Origin of the sequence: Ensifer oleiphilus, from assembly GCF_013371465.1 — a bacterium.
Classification (GTDB): Bacteria; Pseudomonadota; Alphaproteobacteria; order Rhizobiales; family Rhizobiaceae; genus Ensifer; species Ensifer oleiphilus.
On the sequence record NZ_JABWDU010000002.1, the window covers coordinates 240,468 to 259,463 of the forward strand.

General features: G+C 62.4%; 23 protein-coding genes and 1 pseudogene. 13 read left to right on the top strand and 11 right to left on the bottom strand.

Annotated features, from left to right (window positions below; genetic code table 11):
- Positions 1 to 540: a GNAT family N-acetyltransferase gene (locus HT585_RS07845; RefSeq protein ID WP_176352392.1), complete on the top strand. Its 540-nt coding sequence runs from the start codon at positions 1 to 3 to the stop codon at positions 538 to 540.
- Positions 541 to 546: 6 nt separating this feature from the next.
- Here the strand turns inward: HT585_RS07845 and HT585_RS07850 are convergent, their stop codons facing one another.
- Both HT585_RS07850 and cobT read right to left on the bottom strand, forming a co-directional pair.
- Positions 547 to 960 carry a diacylglycerol kinase gene (locus HT585_RS07850; RefSeq protein ID WP_176352393.1) on the bottom strand — a complete coding sequence of 138 codons (414 nt, stop codon included), beginning with the start codon at positions 958 to 960 and terminating at the stop codon, positions 547 to 549.
- 219 nt (positions 961 to 1,179) lie between these two features.
- Positions 1,180 to 2,196 (bottom strand): nicotinate-nucleotide--dimethylbenzimidazole phosphoribosyltransferase, encoded by a 1,017-nt coding sequence (cobT, locus tag HT585_RS07855; RefSeq protein WP_176352394.1) that lies wholly within the window; start codon positions 2,194 to 2,196, stop codon positions 1,180 to 1,182.
- A 151-nt stretch (positions 2,197 to 2,347) separates the two neighbouring features.
- On the opposite strand from cobT, the gene HT585_RS07860 reads away from it, so the two are divergent.
- From HT585_RS07860 to HT585_RS07875, 4 genes are all read left to right on the top strand, one after another.
- On the top strand, positions 2,348 to 3,136 hold the full coding sequence (locus HT585_RS07860) for an adenosylcobinamide-GDP ribazoletransferase (RefSeq protein ID WP_176352395.1): 789 nt from the start codon (positions 2,348 to 2,350) through the stop codon (positions 3,134 to 3,136).
- A gap of 70 nt (positions 3,137 to 3,206) precedes the next feature.
- Complete coding sequence (locus tag HT585_RS07865; protein ID WP_176352396.1) at positions 3,207 to 3,428, top strand: DUF1289 domain-containing protein; 222 nt, start codon at positions 3,207 to 3,209, stop codon at positions 3,426 to 3,428.
- On the top strand, positions 3,425 to 4,126 hold the full coding sequence (locus HT585_RS07870; protein WP_176352397.1) for a TIGR02281 family clan AA aspartic protease: 702 nt from the start codon (positions 3,425 to 3,427) through the stop codon (positions 4,124 to 4,126). The genes HT585_RS07865 and HT585_RS07870 overlap by 4 nt, the downstream gene beginning before the upstream one ends.
- Positions 4,127 to 4,212: 86 nt before the next feature.
- Complete coding sequence (locus HT585_RS07875) at positions 4,213 to 4,893, top strand: permease (protein ID WP_176352398.1); 681 nt, start codon at positions 4,213 to 4,215, stop codon at positions 4,891 to 4,893.
- A gap of 18 nt (positions 4,894 to 4,911) precedes the next feature.
- Here the strand turns inward: HT585_RS07875 and HT585_RS07880 are convergent, their stop codons facing one another.
- Positions 4,912 to 5,673, bottom strand: coding sequence for an ABC transporter permease (locus HT585_RS07880; RefSeq protein WP_176352399.1), 762 nt, complete (start codon positions 5,671 to 5,673; stop codon positions 4,912 to 4,914).
- Positions 5,670 to 6,596, bottom strand: coding sequence for an ABC transporter ATP-binding protein (locus HT585_RS07885; RefSeq protein WP_176352400.1), 927 nt, complete (start codon positions 6,594 to 6,596; stop codon positions 5,670 to 5,672). The genes HT585_RS07880 and HT585_RS07885 overlap by 4 nt, the downstream gene beginning before the upstream one ends.
- On the opposite strand from HT585_RS07885, the gene HT585_RS07890 reads away from it, so the two are divergent.
- Positions 6,595 to 6,783: a hypothetical protein gene (locus HT585_RS07890; protein WP_176352401.1), complete on the top strand. Its 189-nt coding sequence runs from the start codon at positions 6,595 to 6,597 to the stop codon at positions 6,781 to 6,783. The two genes, HT585_RS07885 and HT585_RS07890, sit on opposite strands and share 2 nt — an antisense overlap.
- Before the next feature lie 36 nt (positions 6,784 to 6,819).
- Here HT585_RS07890 and HT585_RS32170 read toward each other — a convergent pair.
- From HT585_RS32170 to HT585_RS07920, 6 genes and pseudogenes are all read right to left on the bottom strand, one after another.
- Positions 6,820 to 7,065 (bottom strand): annotated as a pseudogene (locus tag HT585_RS32170) (DUF6691 family protein); the annotation flags it as partial.
- A 17-nt stretch (positions 7,066 to 7,082) separates the two neighbouring features.
- On the bottom strand, positions 7,083 to 7,415 hold the full coding sequence (locus tag HT585_RS07900) for an ArsR/SmtB family transcription factor (RefSeq protein WP_077503740.1): 333 nt from the start codon (positions 7,413 to 7,415) through the stop codon (positions 7,083 to 7,085).
- A 300-nt stretch (positions 7,416 to 7,715) separates the two neighbouring features.
- Positions 7,716 to 8,537 carry a TSUP family transporter gene (locus HT585_RS07905; RefSeq protein ID WP_176352403.1) on the bottom strand — a complete coding sequence of 274 codons (822 nt, stop codon included), beginning with the start codon at positions 8,535 to 8,537 and terminating at the stop codon, positions 7,716 to 7,718.
- A gap of 233 nt (positions 8,538 to 8,770) precedes the next feature.
- The gene (locus tag HT585_RS07910) at positions 8,771 to 10,006 is read right to left on the bottom strand and encodes an extensin-like domain-containing protein (RefSeq protein ID WP_176352404.1); all 1,236 of its coding nucleotides are present in this window, start codon (positions 10,004 to 10,006) and stop codon (positions 8,771 to 8,773) included.
- Between the two features lie 272 nt (positions 10,007 to 10,278).
- Entirely contained in the window at positions 10,279 to 10,830 is a 552-nt protein-coding gene (locus HT585_RS07915; RefSeq protein WP_176352405.1) for a Kazal-type serine protease inhibitor family protein, read from the bottom strand.
- A 286-nt stretch (positions 10,831 to 11,116) separates the two neighbouring features.
- Positions 11,117 to 12,931 (bottom strand): methyl-accepting chemotaxis protein, encoded by a 1,815-nt coding sequence (locus tag HT585_RS07920; RefSeq protein WP_176352406.1) that lies wholly within the window; start codon positions 12,929 to 12,931, stop codon positions 11,117 to 11,119.
- A gap of 214 nt (positions 12,932 to 13,145) precedes the next feature.
- Here HT585_RS07920 and HT585_RS07925 point away from each other — a divergent pair, with 214 nt between their 5' ends.
- The 6 genes from HT585_RS07925 (at position 13,146) to HT585_RS07950 (ending at position 17,442) form a co-directional block, all read left to right on the top strand.
- The gene (locus HT585_RS07925; RefSeq protein ID WP_077503744.1) at positions 13,146 to 13,532 is read left to right on the top strand and encodes an acyl-CoA thioesterase; all 387 of its coding nucleotides are present in this window, start codon (positions 13,146 to 13,148) and stop codon (positions 13,530 to 13,532) included.
- Between the two features lie 68 nt (positions 13,533 to 13,600).
- Positions 13,601 to 14,134, top strand: coding sequence for a hypothetical protein (locus HT585_RS07930; RefSeq protein WP_210270386.1), 534 nt, complete (start codon positions 13,601 to 13,603; stop codon positions 14,132 to 14,134).
- A gap of 223 nt (positions 14,135 to 14,357) precedes the next feature.
- On the top strand, positions 14,358 to 14,657 hold the full coding sequence (locus HT585_RS07935; RefSeq protein WP_176352408.1) for a hypothetical protein: 300 nt from the start codon (positions 14,358 to 14,360) through the stop codon (positions 14,655 to 14,657).
- A 79-nt stretch (positions 14,658 to 14,736) separates the two neighbouring features.
- The gene (locus HT585_RS07940) at positions 14,737 to 15,690 is read left to right on the top strand and encodes an aliphatic sulfonate ABC transporter substrate-binding protein (protein ID WP_176352409.1); all 954 of its coding nucleotides are present in this window, start codon (positions 14,737 to 14,739) and stop codon (positions 15,688 to 15,690) included.
- A 107-nt stretch (positions 15,691 to 15,797) separates the two neighbouring features.
- On the top strand, positions 15,798 to 16,574 hold the full coding sequence (locus HT585_RS07945) for an ABC transporter permease subunit (protein WP_176353230.1): 777 nt from the start codon (positions 15,798 to 15,800) through the stop codon (positions 16,572 to 16,574).
- A 40-nt stretch (positions 16,575 to 16,614) separates the two neighbouring features.
- On the top strand, positions 16,615 to 17,442 hold the full coding sequence (locus HT585_RS07950) for an ATP-binding cassette domain-containing protein (protein ID WP_176352410.1): 828 nt from the start codon (positions 16,615 to 16,617) through the stop codon (positions 17,440 to 17,442).
- A gap of 22 nt (positions 17,443 to 17,464) precedes the next feature.
- Here HT585_RS07950 and HT585_RS07955 read toward each other — a convergent pair whose 3' ends face one another.
- Positions 17,465 to 17,818 (bottom strand): DMT family protein, encoded by a 354-nt coding sequence (locus HT585_RS07955; protein WP_077503757.1) that lies wholly within the window; start codon positions 17,816 to 17,818, stop codon positions 17,465 to 17,467.
- A gap of 728 nt (positions 17,819 to 18,546) precedes the next feature.
- Between HT585_RS07955 and HT585_RS07960 the strand changes: the two genes are divergently transcribed.
- Positions 18,547 to 18,990 (top strand): TIGR02594 family protein, encoded by a 444-nt coding sequence (locus HT585_RS07960; protein ID WP_176352411.1) that lies wholly within the window; start codon positions 18,547 to 18,549, stop codon positions 18,988 to 18,990.
- The last annotated feature ends 6 nt before the right edge of the window (positions 18,991 to 18,996 follow it).

Consider the following 18,996-nt stretch of genomic DNA (forward strand, 5'->3'; position numbering starts at 1 on the left):
ATGCGGATAGAAACCGAGCGCCTGCGGCTGCGGCCCTGGCAAGAGCGCGATATCGCACCCTTTGCCGTCATCAATGCCGACCCGGAAGTTCGTCGCTACTACTACCCCAGCATCCTCACGCCAACAGAGACAGCGGACGTGATCGCTGAATGCGATGCTCACCTCCGGCAACATGGCTTTGCCTTCGTCGCAGTGGAGCGCAAGGCCGATGCGGCCCTTGTCGGCGGCTTGGGTCTTTCGATCGCCGGAGACGAAATCCCCGGTGGTCCGCATGTCGAGATCGGCTGGATCCTCGGGCGTTCCTACTGGCGCAACAGTTATGCGCTCGAGGCAGCCGGCGCCTGCCTGCAATATGCCTGGACAACACTCGGCCTCGCTGAAGTTATCGGCTACACCTCGCAGATCAACCATCCCTCGCGGGCGTTGATGGAAAAGCTGGGTATGTCGACCCACGCGGCCGAGGACTTCGACGACGTCACCGTGCCTGAAGGCAATCCGCTACGGCCGCATGTGCTTTATCGGGTCAGACCAAACGGTTGATATCGCTCAACCAAAGAAGCCGACGAAGACCACCACATAGCCGGCATAGACCGCATTGGCGACGATCAGGCAGAGGCAGGCGAACGAGCCCAGGTCCTTCGCATTCTTGCCCATCTCGGAAATTTCCGGCGACACGCGGTCGACGATCTCTTCGATCGCGGTGTTGATCGCCTCGAAGGCCATCATCAGCAGGAACAGGATCGCCATGGCGATATACTGGAAGAAGGTGGCGCCGGCGATGGCGAACGCCACCATGGCCACCGCAAAGGCGATCAGCTCGTGCCGGAAAGCCGCCTCGCCGATCAGCCGTTTCGCACCGCCCAGCGAGTAGCTGGCAGCTGCGAACAGATGGCGGATCCCGGTCTGCTTTTCGACCGGTCCGGTCTGGCCGCGACGGGGCGTGGTGTTGTTGGCGTCCATTTCATCTCGACTGGCTGTAAAACTGCGCTGCTTCGACATCGTTATTGAGGCGAATGCAAGGCGGTCTCGGTTGCAGTGGGCGCCGGCAGGCGGTTGCGGCGTGCATATGCGCCTCTGGATAGGCGAGAAGAATGCGGCCAGCAAGGGCAGTTGAGAGGCGGGCGACAGCCAATCGACAGCAAACGGCGGGCCTTTGGTCAAAGACCCGCCATTCCCTGGTCAGTTCTTGTTGCTGACGCCCGCTTGCGCAAACGTCGCCATGCCGCCGTGGCAGGCCGCTGCCGCCTTGACGATGCCGGCCGCAAGGGCAGCACCCGTACCTTCGCCGAGCCGCATGCCGAGCGCCAACAATGGCGTCTTGCCAAGTTTCTCGATTGCCTTCATGTGACCGGGTTCGCCCGAGACATGGCCGATCAGGCAATGGTCAAGCGCCGAAGGGTTAGCGGCCTTGAGGATCGCGCCGGCGGCTGTCGCCACGTAACCGTCGAGGATGACGGGCACCTGCTGCATGCGGGCCGCAAGAATGGCGCCGGCCATGGCGGCGATCTCGCGACCGCCGAGACGGCGCATCAACTCCAGCGGGTCGGAGAGATGATTGCGATGCAGCGAGACGGCCTTTTCGACGGCAGCGATCTTGCGCTTCAGCACCTCGCCTTGCGAGCCCGTGCCCGGCCCGACCCAGTCTTCGGCCGTGCCACCGTAAAGCCCGAGATTGATCGCCGCCGCAATCGTCGTGTTGCCGATGCCCATTTCGCCGATGCACAGGAGATCGGTGCCGCCGGCGACGGCCTCCATGCCGAAGGCCATGGTGGCCGCACAGTCACGCTCGGAAAGAGCCGCCTCCTCGGTGATATCGCCGGTCGGATAGTCGAGCGCGAGGTCGAACACCTTCAGGCCGAGATCATGGCTGACGCAGATCTGGTTGATCGCGGCACCACCGGCGGCAAAGTTCTCTACCATCTGTGCCGTGACAGACGACGGGAAGGGGGTGACGCCCTGGCGGGTGACGCCATGATTGCCGGCGAAGATGGCAACCAGCGGCCGGTTGACTGCCGGCGGCTTGCCGGTCCAGGCGGCAAGCCAGAAGGCGATCTCTTCGAGCCGCCCGAGCGCGCCCGGCGGCTTCGTCAGCTGCGCATCGCGATCGCGCGCGGCAACCAGGGCTGCCGAATTCGGGCCCGGCAGGTTGCGCAGCAATTCGCGGAAATCATCAAACGGCAGGCCGCTGGCGCTCATGGAGAAGAATCCTTGCATATCGTGAAGCTCAATCCACGCCCCTCATAAAGGGCGAGGAAATTTCGGGCAACGACATTTGCGCCAATCCGCGTCGCCGGCGCATGATCCGCCGAACGGACGTCGATTCGGCGCGACCGGGACTGGAGGGGCCATGACCTATCTTCGCGACTTTTGTGACGATCTGGCGCGCTCGGTCGCATTCCTCAGCCGCATCCATATGCCGCAACGCCATTTCGTTAATTACGACGGCCGGCTCAATCGGGCCGTTAGCGCCTTTCCGCTGGCGGGCCTGCTGATTGCCCTGCCCGCCGCCGCCGTTGCCTCGTTGCTGATCGCGCTCCACGTCAGCTCGCTCTTCACCGCCTTCCTCGTCGTCGCCGTGCAGGCGCTCGTCACCGGCTGCCTGCACGAGGACGGGCTCAGCGATACCGCCGATGGCTTCGGCGGAGGGCGCGACCGGGAGGCAGCACTGGTGATCATGAAGGATAGCCGCATCGGCTCCTATGGCGCCGTGGCGTTGATCCTCTCCTTCGGCCTGCGCGTGTCTGCGCTCGCCTCCTTCCTGCCGTTGTTCACGCCGACAGGTGCCGGGCTGACGATCCTTGGCGTCGCCGCCCTCAGTCGTTCGGCCATGGTCTGGCACTGGTCGCGCCTGCCACCGGCACGTCGCGACGGTGTCGCAGCTTCGGCCGGTGAACCGGATCCGGCAGCCACCTCCTTCGCACTTGGCTCGGGTGTCCTCATCGCCATGCTGCTCTTCTATTTTGCCAAGGCTCCGGCACCGGCACTCATCCTGTCGCTTGTCGCTGTCATCGCAACCGTTACAGCCTTTGGCCGCCTCGCCACCCGCAAGATCGGCGGCCACACCGGCGATACGATCGGCGCCACCCAGCAACTGACCGAGATCGCGGTTCTCAGCGCCCTTGCACTGACCGTTTGAAAAGCCGATATAATCAGTCGAAACAACGCCGGCCTACGCCGCCGCAACCCGGGACCTTCAGTTCAGGACCATGGAAACTCCCTGCATTCTCGTCTGTTCCATCGATGACAAGACCGGCTACTGTTTCGGCTGCGGTCGCACCCGCAACGAGGTCGGCGCCTGGTCGCTCTACACTGACGCCGAGCGCCGGGCGATCATGCTGGCGCTCCCTGCAAGGCTCGAAACGATGGAGCGGAAACCGCGTCGCGAAACGCGCCGCACGCGCATGGCGAGGGAACGCGGCGACGCATGACACGCCTTCTGATCCTGCTCTCGATTCTTGCGATCGGCCTCCTGCTGCTGATCGTCAACCACGACACCGGCCGCACCTTCGGGCTGGCAAATGACGATTTCGGTCAGCTCGTCTCGCTTGGCGCCATCGCGACGCTGCTCAGCGCCGGCATCTGGCAAAGCCGCCGCCGCTTCGGCGAAGGTGCCCGGCAGGCGGCCATCTGGCTGCTGATCGTCCTCGCTCTCGTCTCGGCCTACGTCTACCGCTTCGAGCTGCAGGGCTTCGGCAACCGGGTGCTTTCCGGCCTGATACCCGGCCGCGCGACCGTCATCACCGACAACGAGGGCCGCCAGGAGGTGGTGCTGCAGAAAATGATCAATGGTCACTTCGAGACCAACGCTGCGGTCAACGGCAAGGAAATCAGCATGCTGGTCGATACTGGCGCCAGTAGCATCGCGCTGACCTACGAGGATGCCGAGCGCATCGGCCTCGACCCGGCGAACCTGAGCTACACGATGACGGTGATGACCGCCAATGGTCAGGCGATGGCCGCGCCCGTGCTGCTGTCTGAGGTCGCCATCGGCCCGATCATGCGTAACGATGTCCGCGCGACCGTCGCCGCTGAAGGCAAGCTCGACCAGAGCCTGCTGGGTATGAGCTTCCTGTCGACGCTCGACTTGCTGCAGATGCGCACCGACGAACTTCGACTGCGCGACTGACCGGAATTTCCGGCAGACGCATCTTCGTGCATGTTGGCGATATCGCCGTGCGGATGTCCGCAGACCGTTGCCCAAGGAGTCGCCGCATGGATTTCATGCGATTGCTGAAGTCGATCGAAGAGCTTCTCTACGAACTCGTGTCATGGCTGCTGTTCTATCCGCTGACGATGTGGCGTACGCTGCACCAGCCGCAAGCGATGATGCGCTATGCCGATCTTGAGCTGACCGACGACGTCTCCGAACAGTACACCGAGACGCTGAGCCCGCCGCTCTTTCTGCTGATTACGCTCATGCTCGCCCACGGCGTCGAGCTCGGATTGGTCAATCAGACGACACCCTGGGCGCCGCCGCCGCTGCTCGCAAACGATTCCAATCTTCTAATGTTTCGCGCCGTCGCCTTCAGCATTCTGCCCTTGCTGATGGCGGTCAAGCTGCTCCGCCATAAGGGAGCCCGGCTCACCCGCGACACGCTGAGGGCGCCCTTTTTCAGCCAGTGCTACGTCACCTCGCCGTTCGCGCTTGCGCTCAGCGTCGGCATGCTGCTGACGCGAACGGATAACCAAACGGCACGCGTCACTGGCCTTGCCTGCGTACTTGCCGCCTTCGCCTGGTATGTGATCGTGGAAACGCGCTGGTTCAAGGCCGACCTCGGGCTGTCGACAACAGGCGCGGTCTTGCGTGTCGTGTGGACGTTGGTTCAAGCGCTGATCGCCATCCTGCTTGTCGGCGCCGCTATCGTGTATGGCACAGGCAGCCCGCCCGCCTGATGTCGCTTGGCGCCACCGTCAGTTCCGCAGCCGGTAACCGGTGCGGAAGATCCAGGCGAGCACCGACAGGCAGATGCTCAGGAAAGCCAGGATAATGACAGCACTGACAACCGGATTGACATCCGACACTTCGAAGAAGCTCCAACGGAAACCACTGATAAGATAGAGCACCGGGTTGAAGTGGCTGACCGCCTGCCAGAACGGCGGCAGCATGTCGATCGAGTAGAAGCTGCCACCGAGGAAAACGAGCGGCGGGATCACCAGCATCGGAATCAGGTTCAGCTGCTCGAAGTCCTTGGCCCAGATACCGATAATGAAACCGAACAGGCTGAACGACACGGCTGTCAGCACGAAGAAGAAGATCATCGCCAGCGGATGGGCGATCGAAAGATCGACGAACAGCGAAGCCGTCAACAGGATGATCGTTCCGATCATCAACCCCTTGGTCGCCGCCGCTCCGACGTAACCCAGCACGATCTCGATCATCGAAACCGGCGAGGACAGAACCTCGTAGATCGTGCCGGTGAATTTCGGGAAGTAGATGCCGAAGGAGCCGTTGCCGATGCACTGCGTCAAAAGCGTCAGCATGATCAGGCCGGGCGTGATGAAGGCGCCATAGGAGACGCCGTTGATCTCCTGGATGCGCGCGCCGATCGCCGCGCCGAAGACGATGAAATAGAGCGAGGTGGAAATCACCGGCGACACGACGCTCTGCAGCAGCGTGCGCCGCGTGCGCGCCATCTCGAAGAAGTAGATCGACTTGATCGCTTCGATGTTCATCGTCCGGTCCCCACGATCTCGACGAAAATGTCCTCCAGCGAGCTCTGTCGCGTGGAAATGTCCTTGAGGCGCACGCCCGCTTCGGCAAGGGCTGCCAGCAGCGAGGTTATGCCGGTGCGCTCGGCGCTGGTGTCATAGTCGTAGATCAGACAATGGCCATCGCCCTCGAGCGTCAGATTGTAGGCCGAGAGCGTTTCCGGCACGGCGTCCAGCGGATGCGACAGGTCCACCCGCAACTGCTTGCGCCCGAGCTTCGACATCAGCGCCGTCTTGTCCTCCACCAGAAGAATTTCGCCGCCATTGATGACGCCGATGCGGTCGGCAATCTCTTCCGCCTCTTCGATATAGTGCGTCGTCAGGATGATCGTCACGCCCGAGGCACGCAGCCGCTCGACGACTTCCCACATGCTCTTGCGCAGGCTGACATCGACGCCGGCCGTCGGCTCGTCGAGGAACAGCACGCGCGGTTCATGCGACAGCGCCTTGGCGATCAGCACGCGCCGCTTCATGCCGCCGGAAAGCTCGCGCAGCATGTTGTCCTTCTTGTCCCAGAGGGACAGATCCTTCAGCACCTTCTCGATATGCGCGGGATTGGGCTTCTTGCCATGCAGCCCGCGCGAAAACGTGACGGTGTTCCAGACCGTTTCGAATGCGTCCGTCGTCAGTTCCTGCGGAACCAGGCCGATCATCGCCCGGGTCTCGCGAAAATCGCGCACGACGTCATGGCCGTTGACCAGCACGGTGCCACCACTCGGATTGACGATGCCGCAGATGATCGAGATCAGCGTGGTCTTGCCCGCCCCGTTTGGACCAAGCAGCGCCAGGATCTCGCCCTGTTCGATATCGAGGGTGACGCCCTTCAGCGCCTTGAAACCCGAGGCATAGGTTTTCGACAGATTGGAAACGGAAACGATAGGCGCCATGAAGCTGATCCGGATGCGGGGGGCGAAGTCGGCAGGTCCCGCCTATATGGGGCGATTCACCGCAATTTGCAGCCTGCCGGATGGAAAAAACAAGGTGACGAACCGTCAACGTTCCGGCAACCTCGCCACCATCGACCCGGAGGCTACGATCGCCCTCGCCTTGCCGACGCCCGCCGATGCGCTGTAGCCGGTCATGCAGCGCCACGCCGGCAAGCATGGCGACGACGAAAAGCATCGTCGCCCACATCCGGAGCGAAAGCGACGCAAGGGCCGGATCGGGGCAAAGGCCAACCTGGCTCCAACCGACGCCGAAGATCTCCGAACCGACGATGAGGCGGCGGTCGATCACGCAGTTCTGTGGCAGATGAAAGGCATCATCATCCCGCTGATGCTGGACACGCGAGCATTGGCCACCATCAGGATCGCCGCCGAGAACCCGATCAGTAGGTCTCCCGCATGCGCACTCCACTACTCATTCATTTTTTTTCATTTTTTCGCGCCTTCGCGACAGAAGATCTGACAGAGCGTGCCCACGAGCCGCCCGACCTTGTCATGGCTGAGGCGATAGAAAACCTGCTTGGCCTGCCGCCGCGTCGAAACGACGCCGGCATCGCGCAAGACGGTCAATTGCTGCGACAGCGTCGGCTGGCGGATCCCCAGCAACTCCTCCAGTGCCGCCACAGAATGTTCTCCTTCGAGAAGCGTGGTGACGATCAGCAGCCTGTTGCGGTTGGCAAGCGTGCGCAGGATCAGCGAAACTTCGGTGGCGTGTGCCGTCATGTCGGCACGCACCCCTGGAAATCGCATAACAGTACCCATGCTTTCCTCCTGTCGTGCCTAGGAGTGAGTGGAGACCCAAAAGAAGCGCCCGGAACAAACCGAGACTCAATCCATGATTGTTATACGAATTAATATATTATCGTATTACTTATTCACATGTCAGACGAAACACAAACGCGTTACTACCGCGCGCCGGCGTACTTCGACGCGATCGCAAAAAATCATATAGCAAAAACAGTTCGCTACAACGGTGCGCCACTCAAAATACGCACTCCTGAGTTGGATCGATGAAGAAACGCAACCATGATGGCAGGCTAAAATTCTTGGTGCAAAAACAACCTACCCGTAAAGGCTGTAGAGAAACCGCGCCGCAATCAAAATCATGAAGACACCAAATCCAGTCTCGAGCTGACGCCGGTTCATGGCGTGAGCGGCACGCACGCCAAGCGGCGCGACCAGCAATGTGATCGGGATGATCAATGCGACCGCGATCCAGTTGATGAATCCGGTTGAAAGCGGCGGTAGCCCCGGCAAGCCCCACCCGGCCCAGACGTAGCCGAAAAGTCCGGGGATCGAGATCAGCACCCCGACGCCGGCCGAGGTCGCGACCGCCTGATGGATCGGGCGGCCATAGAGCGTCATGAAGGTGTTGTTGAGCACACCGCCGCCGATGCCCATGAGCCCTGAGAGGATACCGATCGCGACGCCGACCAGCCATTTTACCGGATTGCGCGGTAGATCGGAGCCAAGCCGCCAGCTTGCGCGGTTGAACAGCATGCGAAATGCGACGGCAAGTGCGATCACCGCAAAGATCAGCCGAAGCGTTCCGCTGCTGACGGACGATGCGATGACCGATGCCAGGATGGCGCCGAGCGGTACGGCGACGGTCCAGTTTCGCAACAGCGCCATGTCGACTACGCCCCGCTTGTAGTGCGACAGGAAGGATCGCACGGAGGTCGGCACGATAATGGCCAGAGACGTTCCGACCGAAAGATGCATGCGAACGGCATCGTCGATACCGAGCAATCCAAACACCTGGTAGAAAACAGGAACAAGGATCGCCCCGCCGCCAATGCCGAAAAGACCGGCAAGCAGCCCAGCGACCACGCCGGCGGCGGCCAGCGCCAGCGCAAACATCATCAGTTCAGAAACTGGCGGCACGGATGCTCCGATCGTGACAGTGGAAATCCGGCGAAGAAAGCCAATATTGCCGCCGTCACGCCGGTTCTGTCACGAAACGGTGATGCTTTTCAATCAGTTTGGCGTGGCACGCGGCCAGCCGCCTCGTGATTTGCACGCATCGCCTTAGTTCCGGAGCTTCTTCTCCGGACGTCGGCCGGCTCCCCCGCCGGCCTCTTTTTTTGCCGGCTCACGACCACAATGCTGCACGCCCCTCAATCGCAGTGACGGTAACCGGTCTTGCGCGTCCTCAGGTCGAAGTGGAAATGATCCTTGTGAAACGGATCGCTGCCAGGCCCGAGCACCGTGTTGAAGTATTTGCAGCTGTCGGTGCGCACGGCCTTCAACAGTCCCTTTTCGCGAAAGGCGAAGAAGCCTTTCTTGCGCACGTCGATTTCCTTACCGTTCTTCAAGACGAACTTGCCGACGTCGATGGCGTTACCATGCGCGTGCTCGGACATCGGGTTGCCCCGGCGCGAATTCATCGTGCGGCAGGAATAACCGCCGAGCGGCTTGATCGTCTTGACGCCGGACCAGTAGCGATAGCGTGACGACGGCGCCAGTTCGTATTTCACCCACTTCGCGAAGGCTTCGGTCACTTCGCAGTTAAGCTTGACTGCAGGCTTTACGTCGATGCCTCCGGAGAGACCGCTGAGTTGGATCGGATAGTCGATGCCGCAAGACGGACCGTTGCTGATGCGTGGGATGTCGCGGAACTCGACCCCGAGCTTGCGCAAGCGTTGGCGGCAGGCAATTTCCGAGCGCGGCATCTGGCCGGTGAACTGCGATTCCGGCTCCGACAGCGGATTGCGTGCCCGCGGCAGCATCGCCACCTCCTGCGGTTCCTGGGCGCGCTGCATTGCACGCTGACGCTCGAAGGCGAGACGACGCTGAGCTTCTTCGGCGGAAATTTGCTCCGCCGTCAAAGGCGGCAGATCCGGGTCGCCGCCAAGGCTCGCCTGCGCCTCGTTCAGCGTCTGTGGCGGGCTGCCGAGCTGACGCACATTATCCTCGCCGATGCCCCCCACAACAGGCTGGCTGGCGTTGCCCTCGGCAATCTCGTTGTTCTGCTCCTCCGCCAGCCCGACGACGGGCTGAACGCCGAGCATCGCATCCATGTTGACGCCTTCGGAAGGAATGGCGGTCGAGCCGGTATTGACCGGCTGGGCACCGGTAAGCGCCGCCTCTTCGCTATCGATCATCGGCAAGGCACGACGGGCCGGTTGATGTCTGCCGTTGCCGTTGCTGAACGTCGAAACCGGTTCTCCTGAAGGATAGGCCGCAACCTCCTGCTCCGGCACGGCATCGACCGGAACCGGTCTGATCGCACCGACGCGATCGCCGCTATCGATGCGCGCCGACGGCGTCAGCACATCGGTCGTGCAGGCGACGAGCGAGATCGACAGCACGAACGCCGTCAACGGACGATGGAGAGAGGGAACATACGCCATACCGATTTGCCGCCTTCATCCTGAACGATATCAACGACATCGCCGCACTAATCGACGTCAAAACGGTGCAGGCCACCTGTGTCGCAAGCCGGGCACGCCGCCGAAAAAGGCCGATTTCCGCTGCATTTTATTCAAACACGGTAAATGAAGCCTTGCGAACGGCATCCAACATCCGGCAGGTCCGACGCCGGCAGCGCTCCGACGGCACGATACAAAAGGCCCGCGCAGAATTCTCTGCGCGGGCCTTTGCAGTTCTTGCGATTTACCCGTGCTTAGCGGCACTCACCGGGGTGCACGACCCGGAAACCGGCGCCGCCAGCCTCGCAGGAGTTCGGGAAGGTCTGGATCCGGTTGCCGCGCTGGCCGCAGACCGGCGCGTATTCGCGGGTGCAGAACTGGCCCTGCGGCGGACGGTCGTCGTCGCGGCGGCACTCGCCGGGCGCAACCACACGGAAGCCGTCGGCACGCGCCATGCAGGCGTTCGAGAAGGTCTGCTGCTGGCGGCCGCGCTGGCCGCACACAGGCGCATATTCCCGCGTGCAAGCCTGCGGCTCCCGCTCGGGCGGACGGTAATCCGGGCGGCACTCTCCGCGATGGATCACATTGAAGCCGTCGGCCCGCGCCTGGCAGGAATTCGAGAAGGTGCGCATGCGATTGCCGCGCTCACCGCAGACAGGTGCATACTCCATCGTGCACATCGGCGGGCGGATCGGCCCCGGGCCAGGCCGCGGTTCATCGACCACGACGGTACAGGCCGACAGAAATCCGAATGCCAAAAGAATAGCCGCCCCCGGCCGCGTGAAAAGAAGTCTGAGAAGCGCCATGAATATCCCCTGGAGAGCACCGGTAGCCACCGACCCGGCGCCATGCCGTATCATTCCGCCCCCGTCCAGCCGTATCTAACCCCGCACACGGATTGGTCAAGCCCGCTTCGTCCCTGACGCACAGGCGGTTGAACAGGACGTCGAGAGATCAACGTGCGCACGCAGCGCAAGCCTTCAGCGCCGCATCCGCACTCCCGATCCCATGGCGCGCCTCGGCGAACGCCGGAGATGGCAAAAGGCTTGCGCGCTTTCGCACGCAGGCCCTCATCAATCGTGGGATGCCATGTCAGGCGGCGCGGCCGTAGGCGGTATGCCGCGTCGTTTCCTGCAGGCGGAACTTGGTCAGAAGCATCTTCAACTCGCGGCTCTCGGCTGCAAGCGTCTGGCTTGCGGCCGTCGTCTCCTCCACCATGGCCGCGTTCTGCTGGGTCATCTGGTCCATGCTGTTGACGGCGGTATTGACCTCGGCAAGGCCCGTCGCCTGTTCGCGGGCCGCCGTTGCAATCGAGGCAACCTGTTCGTTGACGCGGTTGACCAGCGCTTCGATCTCGGTCAACGCATCGCCGGTCGAGCGCACGAGGTCGACGCCGGCGCCGACTTCGCGGACCGATGTGCCGATCAGTTCCTTGATCTCCTTGGCGGCACCGGCAGAACGTTGTGCAAGTTCGCGCACTTCCTGCGCCACCACCGCAAAGCCACGGCCGGCTTCACCTGCCCGAGCTGCCTCGACGCCGGCGTTCAGCGCCAGAAGATTGGTCTGGAAGGCGATCTCGTCGATCACGCCGATGATCTGGCTGATCCGGCTCGACGAGGTCTCGATCCGGCCCATGGCGTCGATGGCGTTGCGCACGATGCCGCCGGACTTTGCCGCACTCGCCTTGGTCTCATCGACCATGTTGCGCGCTTCGTTGGCCCGGTCGGAGGAATGGCGCACGGTCGAGGTGATCTCGTCGAGTGCCGCTGCCGTCTCTTCGAGTGCGGCCGCCTGTTGCTCTGTGCGGCGCGAGAGGTTGTTGGCGGCTTCGGAAATGTCGCCGGCGCTGGCGGTGACGATCTCGGTGGAATGCGAGATCGAACCGATGACATCGCGAAGGGCCGCAACCGCCGTGTTGAAGTCCTGTCTGAGCTTGCCGTATTCCGGGGCGATATGGCCGATTTCGGCCGTCAGGTCGCCGTTTGCGAGCAGTTCGAGCGCTGCCCCCACCGTTTCCATCGCATCGGCCTGCGCATCGGCGGTCGCCCGCTGGCGCTGCTCGTTGCCGCGCCGCTCGGACTCCAGCCTGTCCTGTTGCTCGGATTCGCGCGAACGCAGCTCCAGCCGCTCGCGGACGGAGTCGCGCAGGACAACGAGAACCTTGGCCATCTGCCCGATCTCGTCGCCACGGTCGGTTTCCGGCACGTCGGAAGACAGGTCCTCGTCGGCAATCGACCGCATCGACGCCTTCAGTTTTTCGACCGGCCTGACCACGCTGCGCACGATCGCCAGCGCCGCCATCAGGATCGCCAGTGCTGCGGCAAGAAGAATGCCGGCCACCTGCCAGGCGCGCTCGCGGAACATGGCCGTGAGATCGTCGGAATAGACGCCGGTGCCGACCACCCAGCCCCAGGGTTTGAAGCCGGCGACATGGCTGTATTTCAGCACCGGCTCGTCGGCGCCCGGCTTCGGCCAGTAATAGTCGACGAAGCCCTGCCCGCTCTTTTCCACGGTCTTGACGAATTCTACGAAGAGGTGCTTGCCGTTCGGATCCTTGTTGGCGGAAAGGTCGCTGCCATCCATTTCCGGCTTGATCGGATGCATGATCATCGTCGGATGCATGTCGTTGATCCAGAAATAGCCGCTGCCCTGGTAGCGCATCGCCTTGACCGCTTCGAGCGAACGCTTCTGCGCGTCCTCACGCGACAGCGTGCCGGCCGTTTCCTGTTTGTGATAGGCCTCGAACACCGCAACGGCATTCTCGTTCATGGCCGACAGCATCGCCTTGCGTTCGCCGACGAGCTTGTCCTGCGCCTGAAACAGGCCGAATGTCAGCGCCGCAGCCATGGTCAACAGTGCGAATGCGACGAGCGCATAGAGCCGCACCGAAATCCTGAATCTCTTCATCCCCAGTCCCCTGCCTCCAGTAGAAACGTGCAGGGTAAGGATGTCTGTTTGCAAAGCCCCTAACAAACGATCCCTAAATTTGACAATTCTCAATTAACACCTTCGCAACGAATGAAATTCGTGATCGTCAAACAGACGCGATTTGTCGGCCGGTGCACTTCCCTGACGAAGCTGCCATGCGCTACATCTTCTGGGACATGAGGGAGACACAGCCATGACCGCAGACACCAGACCGACCGGCGAACTGACCTTGCGCACACTGGCCATGCCAGCTGACGCCAATGCCGCCGGCGACATCTTCGGCGGCTGGGTGATGGCGCAGATGGACCTTTCCTGCGGCATCCGTGCAGCCGAGCGGGCCCGCGGCCGCGTGGTGACGGCCGCAGTCAAGGAAATGGCCTTCGCGCTGCCGGTCAAGATCGGCGATACGCTCTGCATCTACACCGATGTCGTGAAGGTCGGGCGCACCTCGATGACGCTCAAGGTCGAGGCCTGGGCGCAGCGTTATCTCTCGCACCTGATGGAGAAGGTCACCGACGCAATCTTCGTCATGGTGGCGCTCGACGAGAACGGCAAACCAAAGGTCGTGCCGGCGGAATAGGAGGAGCGAGCGTGGACCCGACCCAGCCCGATCCGGCGATTTTCTCGCATATCCGCGTCGTCATGGGCATGATCGTCAGCCTCAGTCTTGCGCGGCTCCTGAGCGGGCTTGCGCTTTTCGTGCAGCACCCGGGAAAAACCCGGGTCTACTGGATCCACCTCGGCTGGGTCCTGTTCATGTTCGTCTTCCTCGTGCATTTCTGGTGGTGGGAATTCCACCTCCACGCCCTGCCCGTGCTCGACGTCACCGTCTACCTCTTCGTCATCCTCTATTGCTGCGTCTTCTTTTTTCTCTGCGTGCTCCTGTTTCCGACAACGCTCGAGGATTACAGCGACTACGAGCATTATTTCATGTCGCGGCGAAAGTGGTTCTTCGCCTTTCTGGCACTCGCCTTTGTCGTCGATCTCGTCGACACCGCACTCAAGGGCAAAGCCTATTTCGCGTCCTATGGGCTCGAGTATCCGGTGCGCAACGTGACCTACATCGCGCTGTGCCTGATCGCCGCCTGGACGCCGAACCGGCGTTTCCACGCGGCCTTCCTAATCGGCGCGGTCACTTACCAGCTGATCTGGATGTACCGGGCCTTCGATCTGCTGGATTGAGAGCGAGGCGGAGGAATGCCGCCCCGCTCGCTTTGCTCAGCGCCCGGTCAAACCCGCGGCTTGCGGCTTGCGCTCGGCCAGTAACCGGCCCGGCGGTCTGCCGTAGATTGCGCTCGCTCATGCCGATATGACCAGCCTATTCGGCGAGCGTGCGCCGGTCGGCCGGAGTGGCAAGCATGCCATCCGTCATGGTGCGAAGGCGTGTATCGACCGGACGCGGAAGATGAACCTGATCGACGGGGGAATTCGCCAATTCGGCGAGAATCAGGCGAGCGATGCAGCCGTCCATACCCGCCTCGTCAAAAAGCGTCAGCAATGTCACCGCGCGGATGAGAAGGGGCCAGAAGAACGTGAGAACCGGCCAGAAAACAGGAGGTCACGGATCTGCCGTCAGCGCCCCGAAGCCGTCGGCCCGCGCATGACGTCCCGCACCGACGACATGACGATTATTCCTGCACTGCCGGGCCCTGCCGCAAAAGCGTTCCGCAAAGCGGCCCGACAACAAAACAAACAAACTCCATAAATTTTATAATCTTCTTTTACACTGCTTCCAGTTCACAAGGACGGCGGCCATGGCCCTCCAGCAAACAGGAGCGGGACAGATGTTCAAACTGACCAGACGGCTTTTCGGCACCGGCCTCTTCACCGCCGCAGTACTCGCCTCCTTCGGCGTCATGGCCGAGGACCTGAAGGAATTTCGCATCGGCTTCCAGAAGACCGGGCTGCCGGTCGTCGCCCAGCAGCAAAAGGTGATCGAGAAGGCGCTGGAGCCAAAGGGCATTGCGGTGTCCTGGGTGGAGTTCACCGCCGGGCCGCCGCTGGTGGAGGCGTTGAATGTCGGTTCCATCGATGCCGGCTGGACGGGCGATGCGCCGCCGATCTTCGGCCAGGCGGCCGGCTCGGCGATCGTCTATGCCGCGGCCCTCCCTTCAAACGGCAAGGGCGAGGCGATTTTCGTCAAGCCGGGCTCGCCGATCCAGTCGCTTGCCGACCTCAAGGGCAAGAAGATCGGCGTCGGCAAGGGCACCAGTGCCCACAATCTGGTGGTCGCGGCGTTGGAAAAAGCCGGCATCGGCTTTGGCGACGTCACCCCTGTCTATCTGAGCCCGGCCGATGCGGCCGCCGCATTCGCCAGCGACAAGATCGATGCCTGGGCCGTATGGGATCCGTTCTTCGCCATCGCCGAGACGCGCTACAAGCCACGCGTGCTGACGACCTCGGCTGACACCTTGAAGGTCAACACCTATTTCCTCGCCAATCGCGATTTCGCAGCCAACCATGCCGAGACGATCACCACCACGATCGCAGCTTTGAAGGAGGCTTCGGTCTGGGCCGACGCCAACCGCGACAAGGTTGCCGCTGCGCTTCATGAGGTGACCGGCGTACCGCTTGAGGCCCAGACGATCGCAGCCAACCGCAGCGTCTTTTCGATCGGCCCGATCACCGATGATATCGTCGCCGGCCAGCAGCAGACCGCAGATCGCTTCTTCAAGCTTGGGCTGATCCCCAAGCAGATCACCATTTCCGACGCGGTCTGGGCAGCACCCGGCAACTGATCCCTCTCTCCTCCCAAGGCGAGAACCGGCCGGCGTCGAGACGAACGTTTCGGCGCCGGCGCCGCGAAGACAGAAGGCTCTGACCAAACGAGGACCCAGTCATGGTGATGACCGCAACGAGCACCATTGCGCGAAACCTTGCGGGCTGGCTTCTGCCCGCCGCCCTGATCCTCGCCTGGGAAGCGGCCTCCAGAACCGGCCTGATTTCGGACGGCGTGATGGCGCCGCCCTCGGCTGTGCTTGCCGCCTTCCTCCGACTGTTCGCCTCCGGAGAGCTTGTCGAAAACATCGGCATCAGCACATTGCGCGCGCTCACCGGCTTTGCCATCGGCGGCTCGATCGGCTTTGCCTTCGGGCTTGCCAACGGCCTGTCACGATTGAGCCGGGACCTGACCGACACGACGTTGCAGATGGTGCGTAACATCCCGCATCTGGCGCTGATCCCGCTGGTCATCCTGTGGTTCGGTATCGACGAAGAAGCCAAGCTGTTCCTCGTGGCGCTCGGTGTCTTCTTCCCGATCTACGTCAATACGCTGCTCGGTATCCAGGGTGTCGACCCGCAACTCCTGGAGATGGGGCGGATCTACGGCATGTCGAAGCGCCAGCTCTTCTTCCGCGTCATCCTGCCCGGCGCCCTGCCGGCCATCTTCGTCGGCCTTCGCTACGCGCTCGGCATCATGTGGCTCACACTGATCGTCGCCGAAACGATCGCGGCCTCCTCCGGCCTCGGCTACATGGCGATGCAGGCACGCGAATTCCTGCTGATCGATGTCGTCATCCTGTCGATCCTGATCTACGCGCTGCTCGGCAAGCTCGCCGACAGCTTCGCAAGGCTGCTCGAGCGACTGACGCTGCAATGGCACCCGGCGTTCCAGCCGGCCTGATCCGGCACTGGCCCGGAAAGACGAAGAGAGGTACGATCCGATGTCCGTCATCGCCCTTCACCCAAACCGCGAGCAAGAGCGCAACCGCATCGACGCGCCCGGGACCGAGCGCGCCGCCCCCTTGCCACAGGCGTCGCCCGCCGTGCCGCTCGCCTTTTCGCTGAGCGGCATAGGCAAACGCTTCGGCGACAAGACCGTGCTCGACGGCATCGACCTCGACGTGCCCGAAGGGCAGTTCGTTGCCGTCATCGGAAAGAGCGGCTGCGGCAAGAGCACGCTGTTGCGCATTCTGGCCGGGCTCGACAAACCAACCAGCGGCACCTTTACCATCCCCGCCGGCAGCACGCCCGATCGCCGAAGCCGCATCATGTTTCAGGAGCCGCGTCTGCTTCCCTGGGAAAGGATCGGCCGGAATGTCGAGGTCGGGCTGACGGGCATCGCCAAGGGCGAAGTCGCCCGCGATCTGTCGTTGAAGATCCTTGATGAGGTCGGGCTTGCCGATCGCGCCGAGGAGTGGCCGTCGGTGCTGTCGGGCGGTCAGAAGCAACGGGTGGCGCTGGCCCGGGCACTCGTCGCCCACCCGTTCGTTCTCGCGCTCGACGAACCGCTTGGCGCACTCGACGCCCTGACGCGCATCGAGATGCAGCAGCTGCTGGAGCGCATCTGGCAGCAACAGAACTTTACCGCGGTGCTCGTGACGCACGATGTTGCCGAGGCCGTGGCGCTCGCCGACCGTGTAGTCGTCATCGATGAAGGCCGCATTGCGCTCGACCTGCCCATCCCGCTCGCCCGCCCCCGCCGCCATGGCAGCCCGGATACAGCGCGGCTGGAAGGGCAGATCCTGGATCGATTGTTCGGCCGGGGATAAGGAAAGTCCCGCGGTGGTGGCCTCAGCCCTTGAAGATGAAGGAGGCACCGATGGCGATCAGGGAGAAGCCGACGAGATGGTTCCAGCCGATCGATTCCTTTAGCCAGAACACGGAGAATGCCGCGAACACCAAAAGGGTGATCACCTCCTGCATCGTCTTCAGCTGGGCCGCCGAATAGACCTCGTGGCCGATACGGTTGGCAGGCACGGCCAGGCAATATTCGAAGAAGGCAATGCCCCAGCTTGCGGCAATCGCCATGTAAAGCGGCGATGAGGTGTATTTCAGGTGCCCGTACCAGGCAAACGTCATGAAGACGTTGGAAATCAGCAGCAGCAGGATCGGCCAGAGATAAGCCGGGTTGATGGCGAACGACATGAGGACCCTCGAAGGCGCGAATCGGTCCGGCAGAATGGTCTTTCTAGCCTCCTTCTGACAAGCTCCAACATCATGCTTGCAGCAGCGCACGCCGCATCAACCCGCCAATTTGCCGGAGCTTTTTCATGGATCCGGTTTCGTGCGACGTCGGCATGCGAAGGTGACCACAACACGATTGCCACCTCTCACCGCATTCCGTCTAGCGCCGCCCCGCGCAGACGGATGGTATCAATTCCGCCCTCTTGCATCGCATTTCCGGCTTCAACGCGGTAGGCCGCCTCTGAGGATACCTCCCCAATTAAGGCAGGAAGTGCCGGTCAATGGCGGGCCAGACCAACTGACGAACACGGCGCAGACACAAAAACAACGCGTATCGGTCGTAAAAGTTGACGATATCTAACCCAAAAGAGTTAGATTACGCACGAAAATTCTCCATTTTTGCCCTTTGCCACAATTTTGCACCAGACGGCGGGCAAAAGTCCGCGCACCGTCCGACGGGACAGGCAGGGGAATACCACACTCCGACGGCAATCGCCGTGAAGTTGGCACCGCGTTTTCAGCGCGGTTCGCCGGCGCGCTGATGCTGCGTTCAAGTGCGACGCGCAGGCGCTTGCCGCCGATATCCCCGAAACAGTGATCGATGCAGATGAAAACCGGGGGCAGTGTTCGGCGATTGCCAGGCACATCCGGAATGCACGCACCAAACAACTTGGCAAGGAGACCTGACCATGAAGGTCCTGGCGTTTCTCGCGGCTGCCTATGTCGCGCTCTTGACACCGGATGTGGCCACGGCGGGCATGTTGGCCCAGGCCCAGCAATATAATGGCCTGCACGAGGTCAAGAACAACAGGCGGCTGCGCACCGCACTCGGCATCAACCCGGCGCGCACCCCCTGGTGCGGCCACTTTATGGGCCTGATTGCCCGAAAGTCGGGCCGAACGCCGCCGCAAAGTTTTGGCATAGCCCGCTCATGGCTGCGCTTCGGCGCGCCGGTCAAGCTCTCCTATGCCCGCCCCGGCGATATCATCGTCGTGCGCGCCGGTCGCGGCTATCATGTCGGCATCCTCTCCGCCCTGTCGAAATCGACGGCGAAGGTGATGGGTGGCAATCAGTCCGGCCGCGTCACGGTTTCGCAGTTCAGCCGCGGCCAGGTCGTCGCCGTCAGGCGTTAGCCGGCG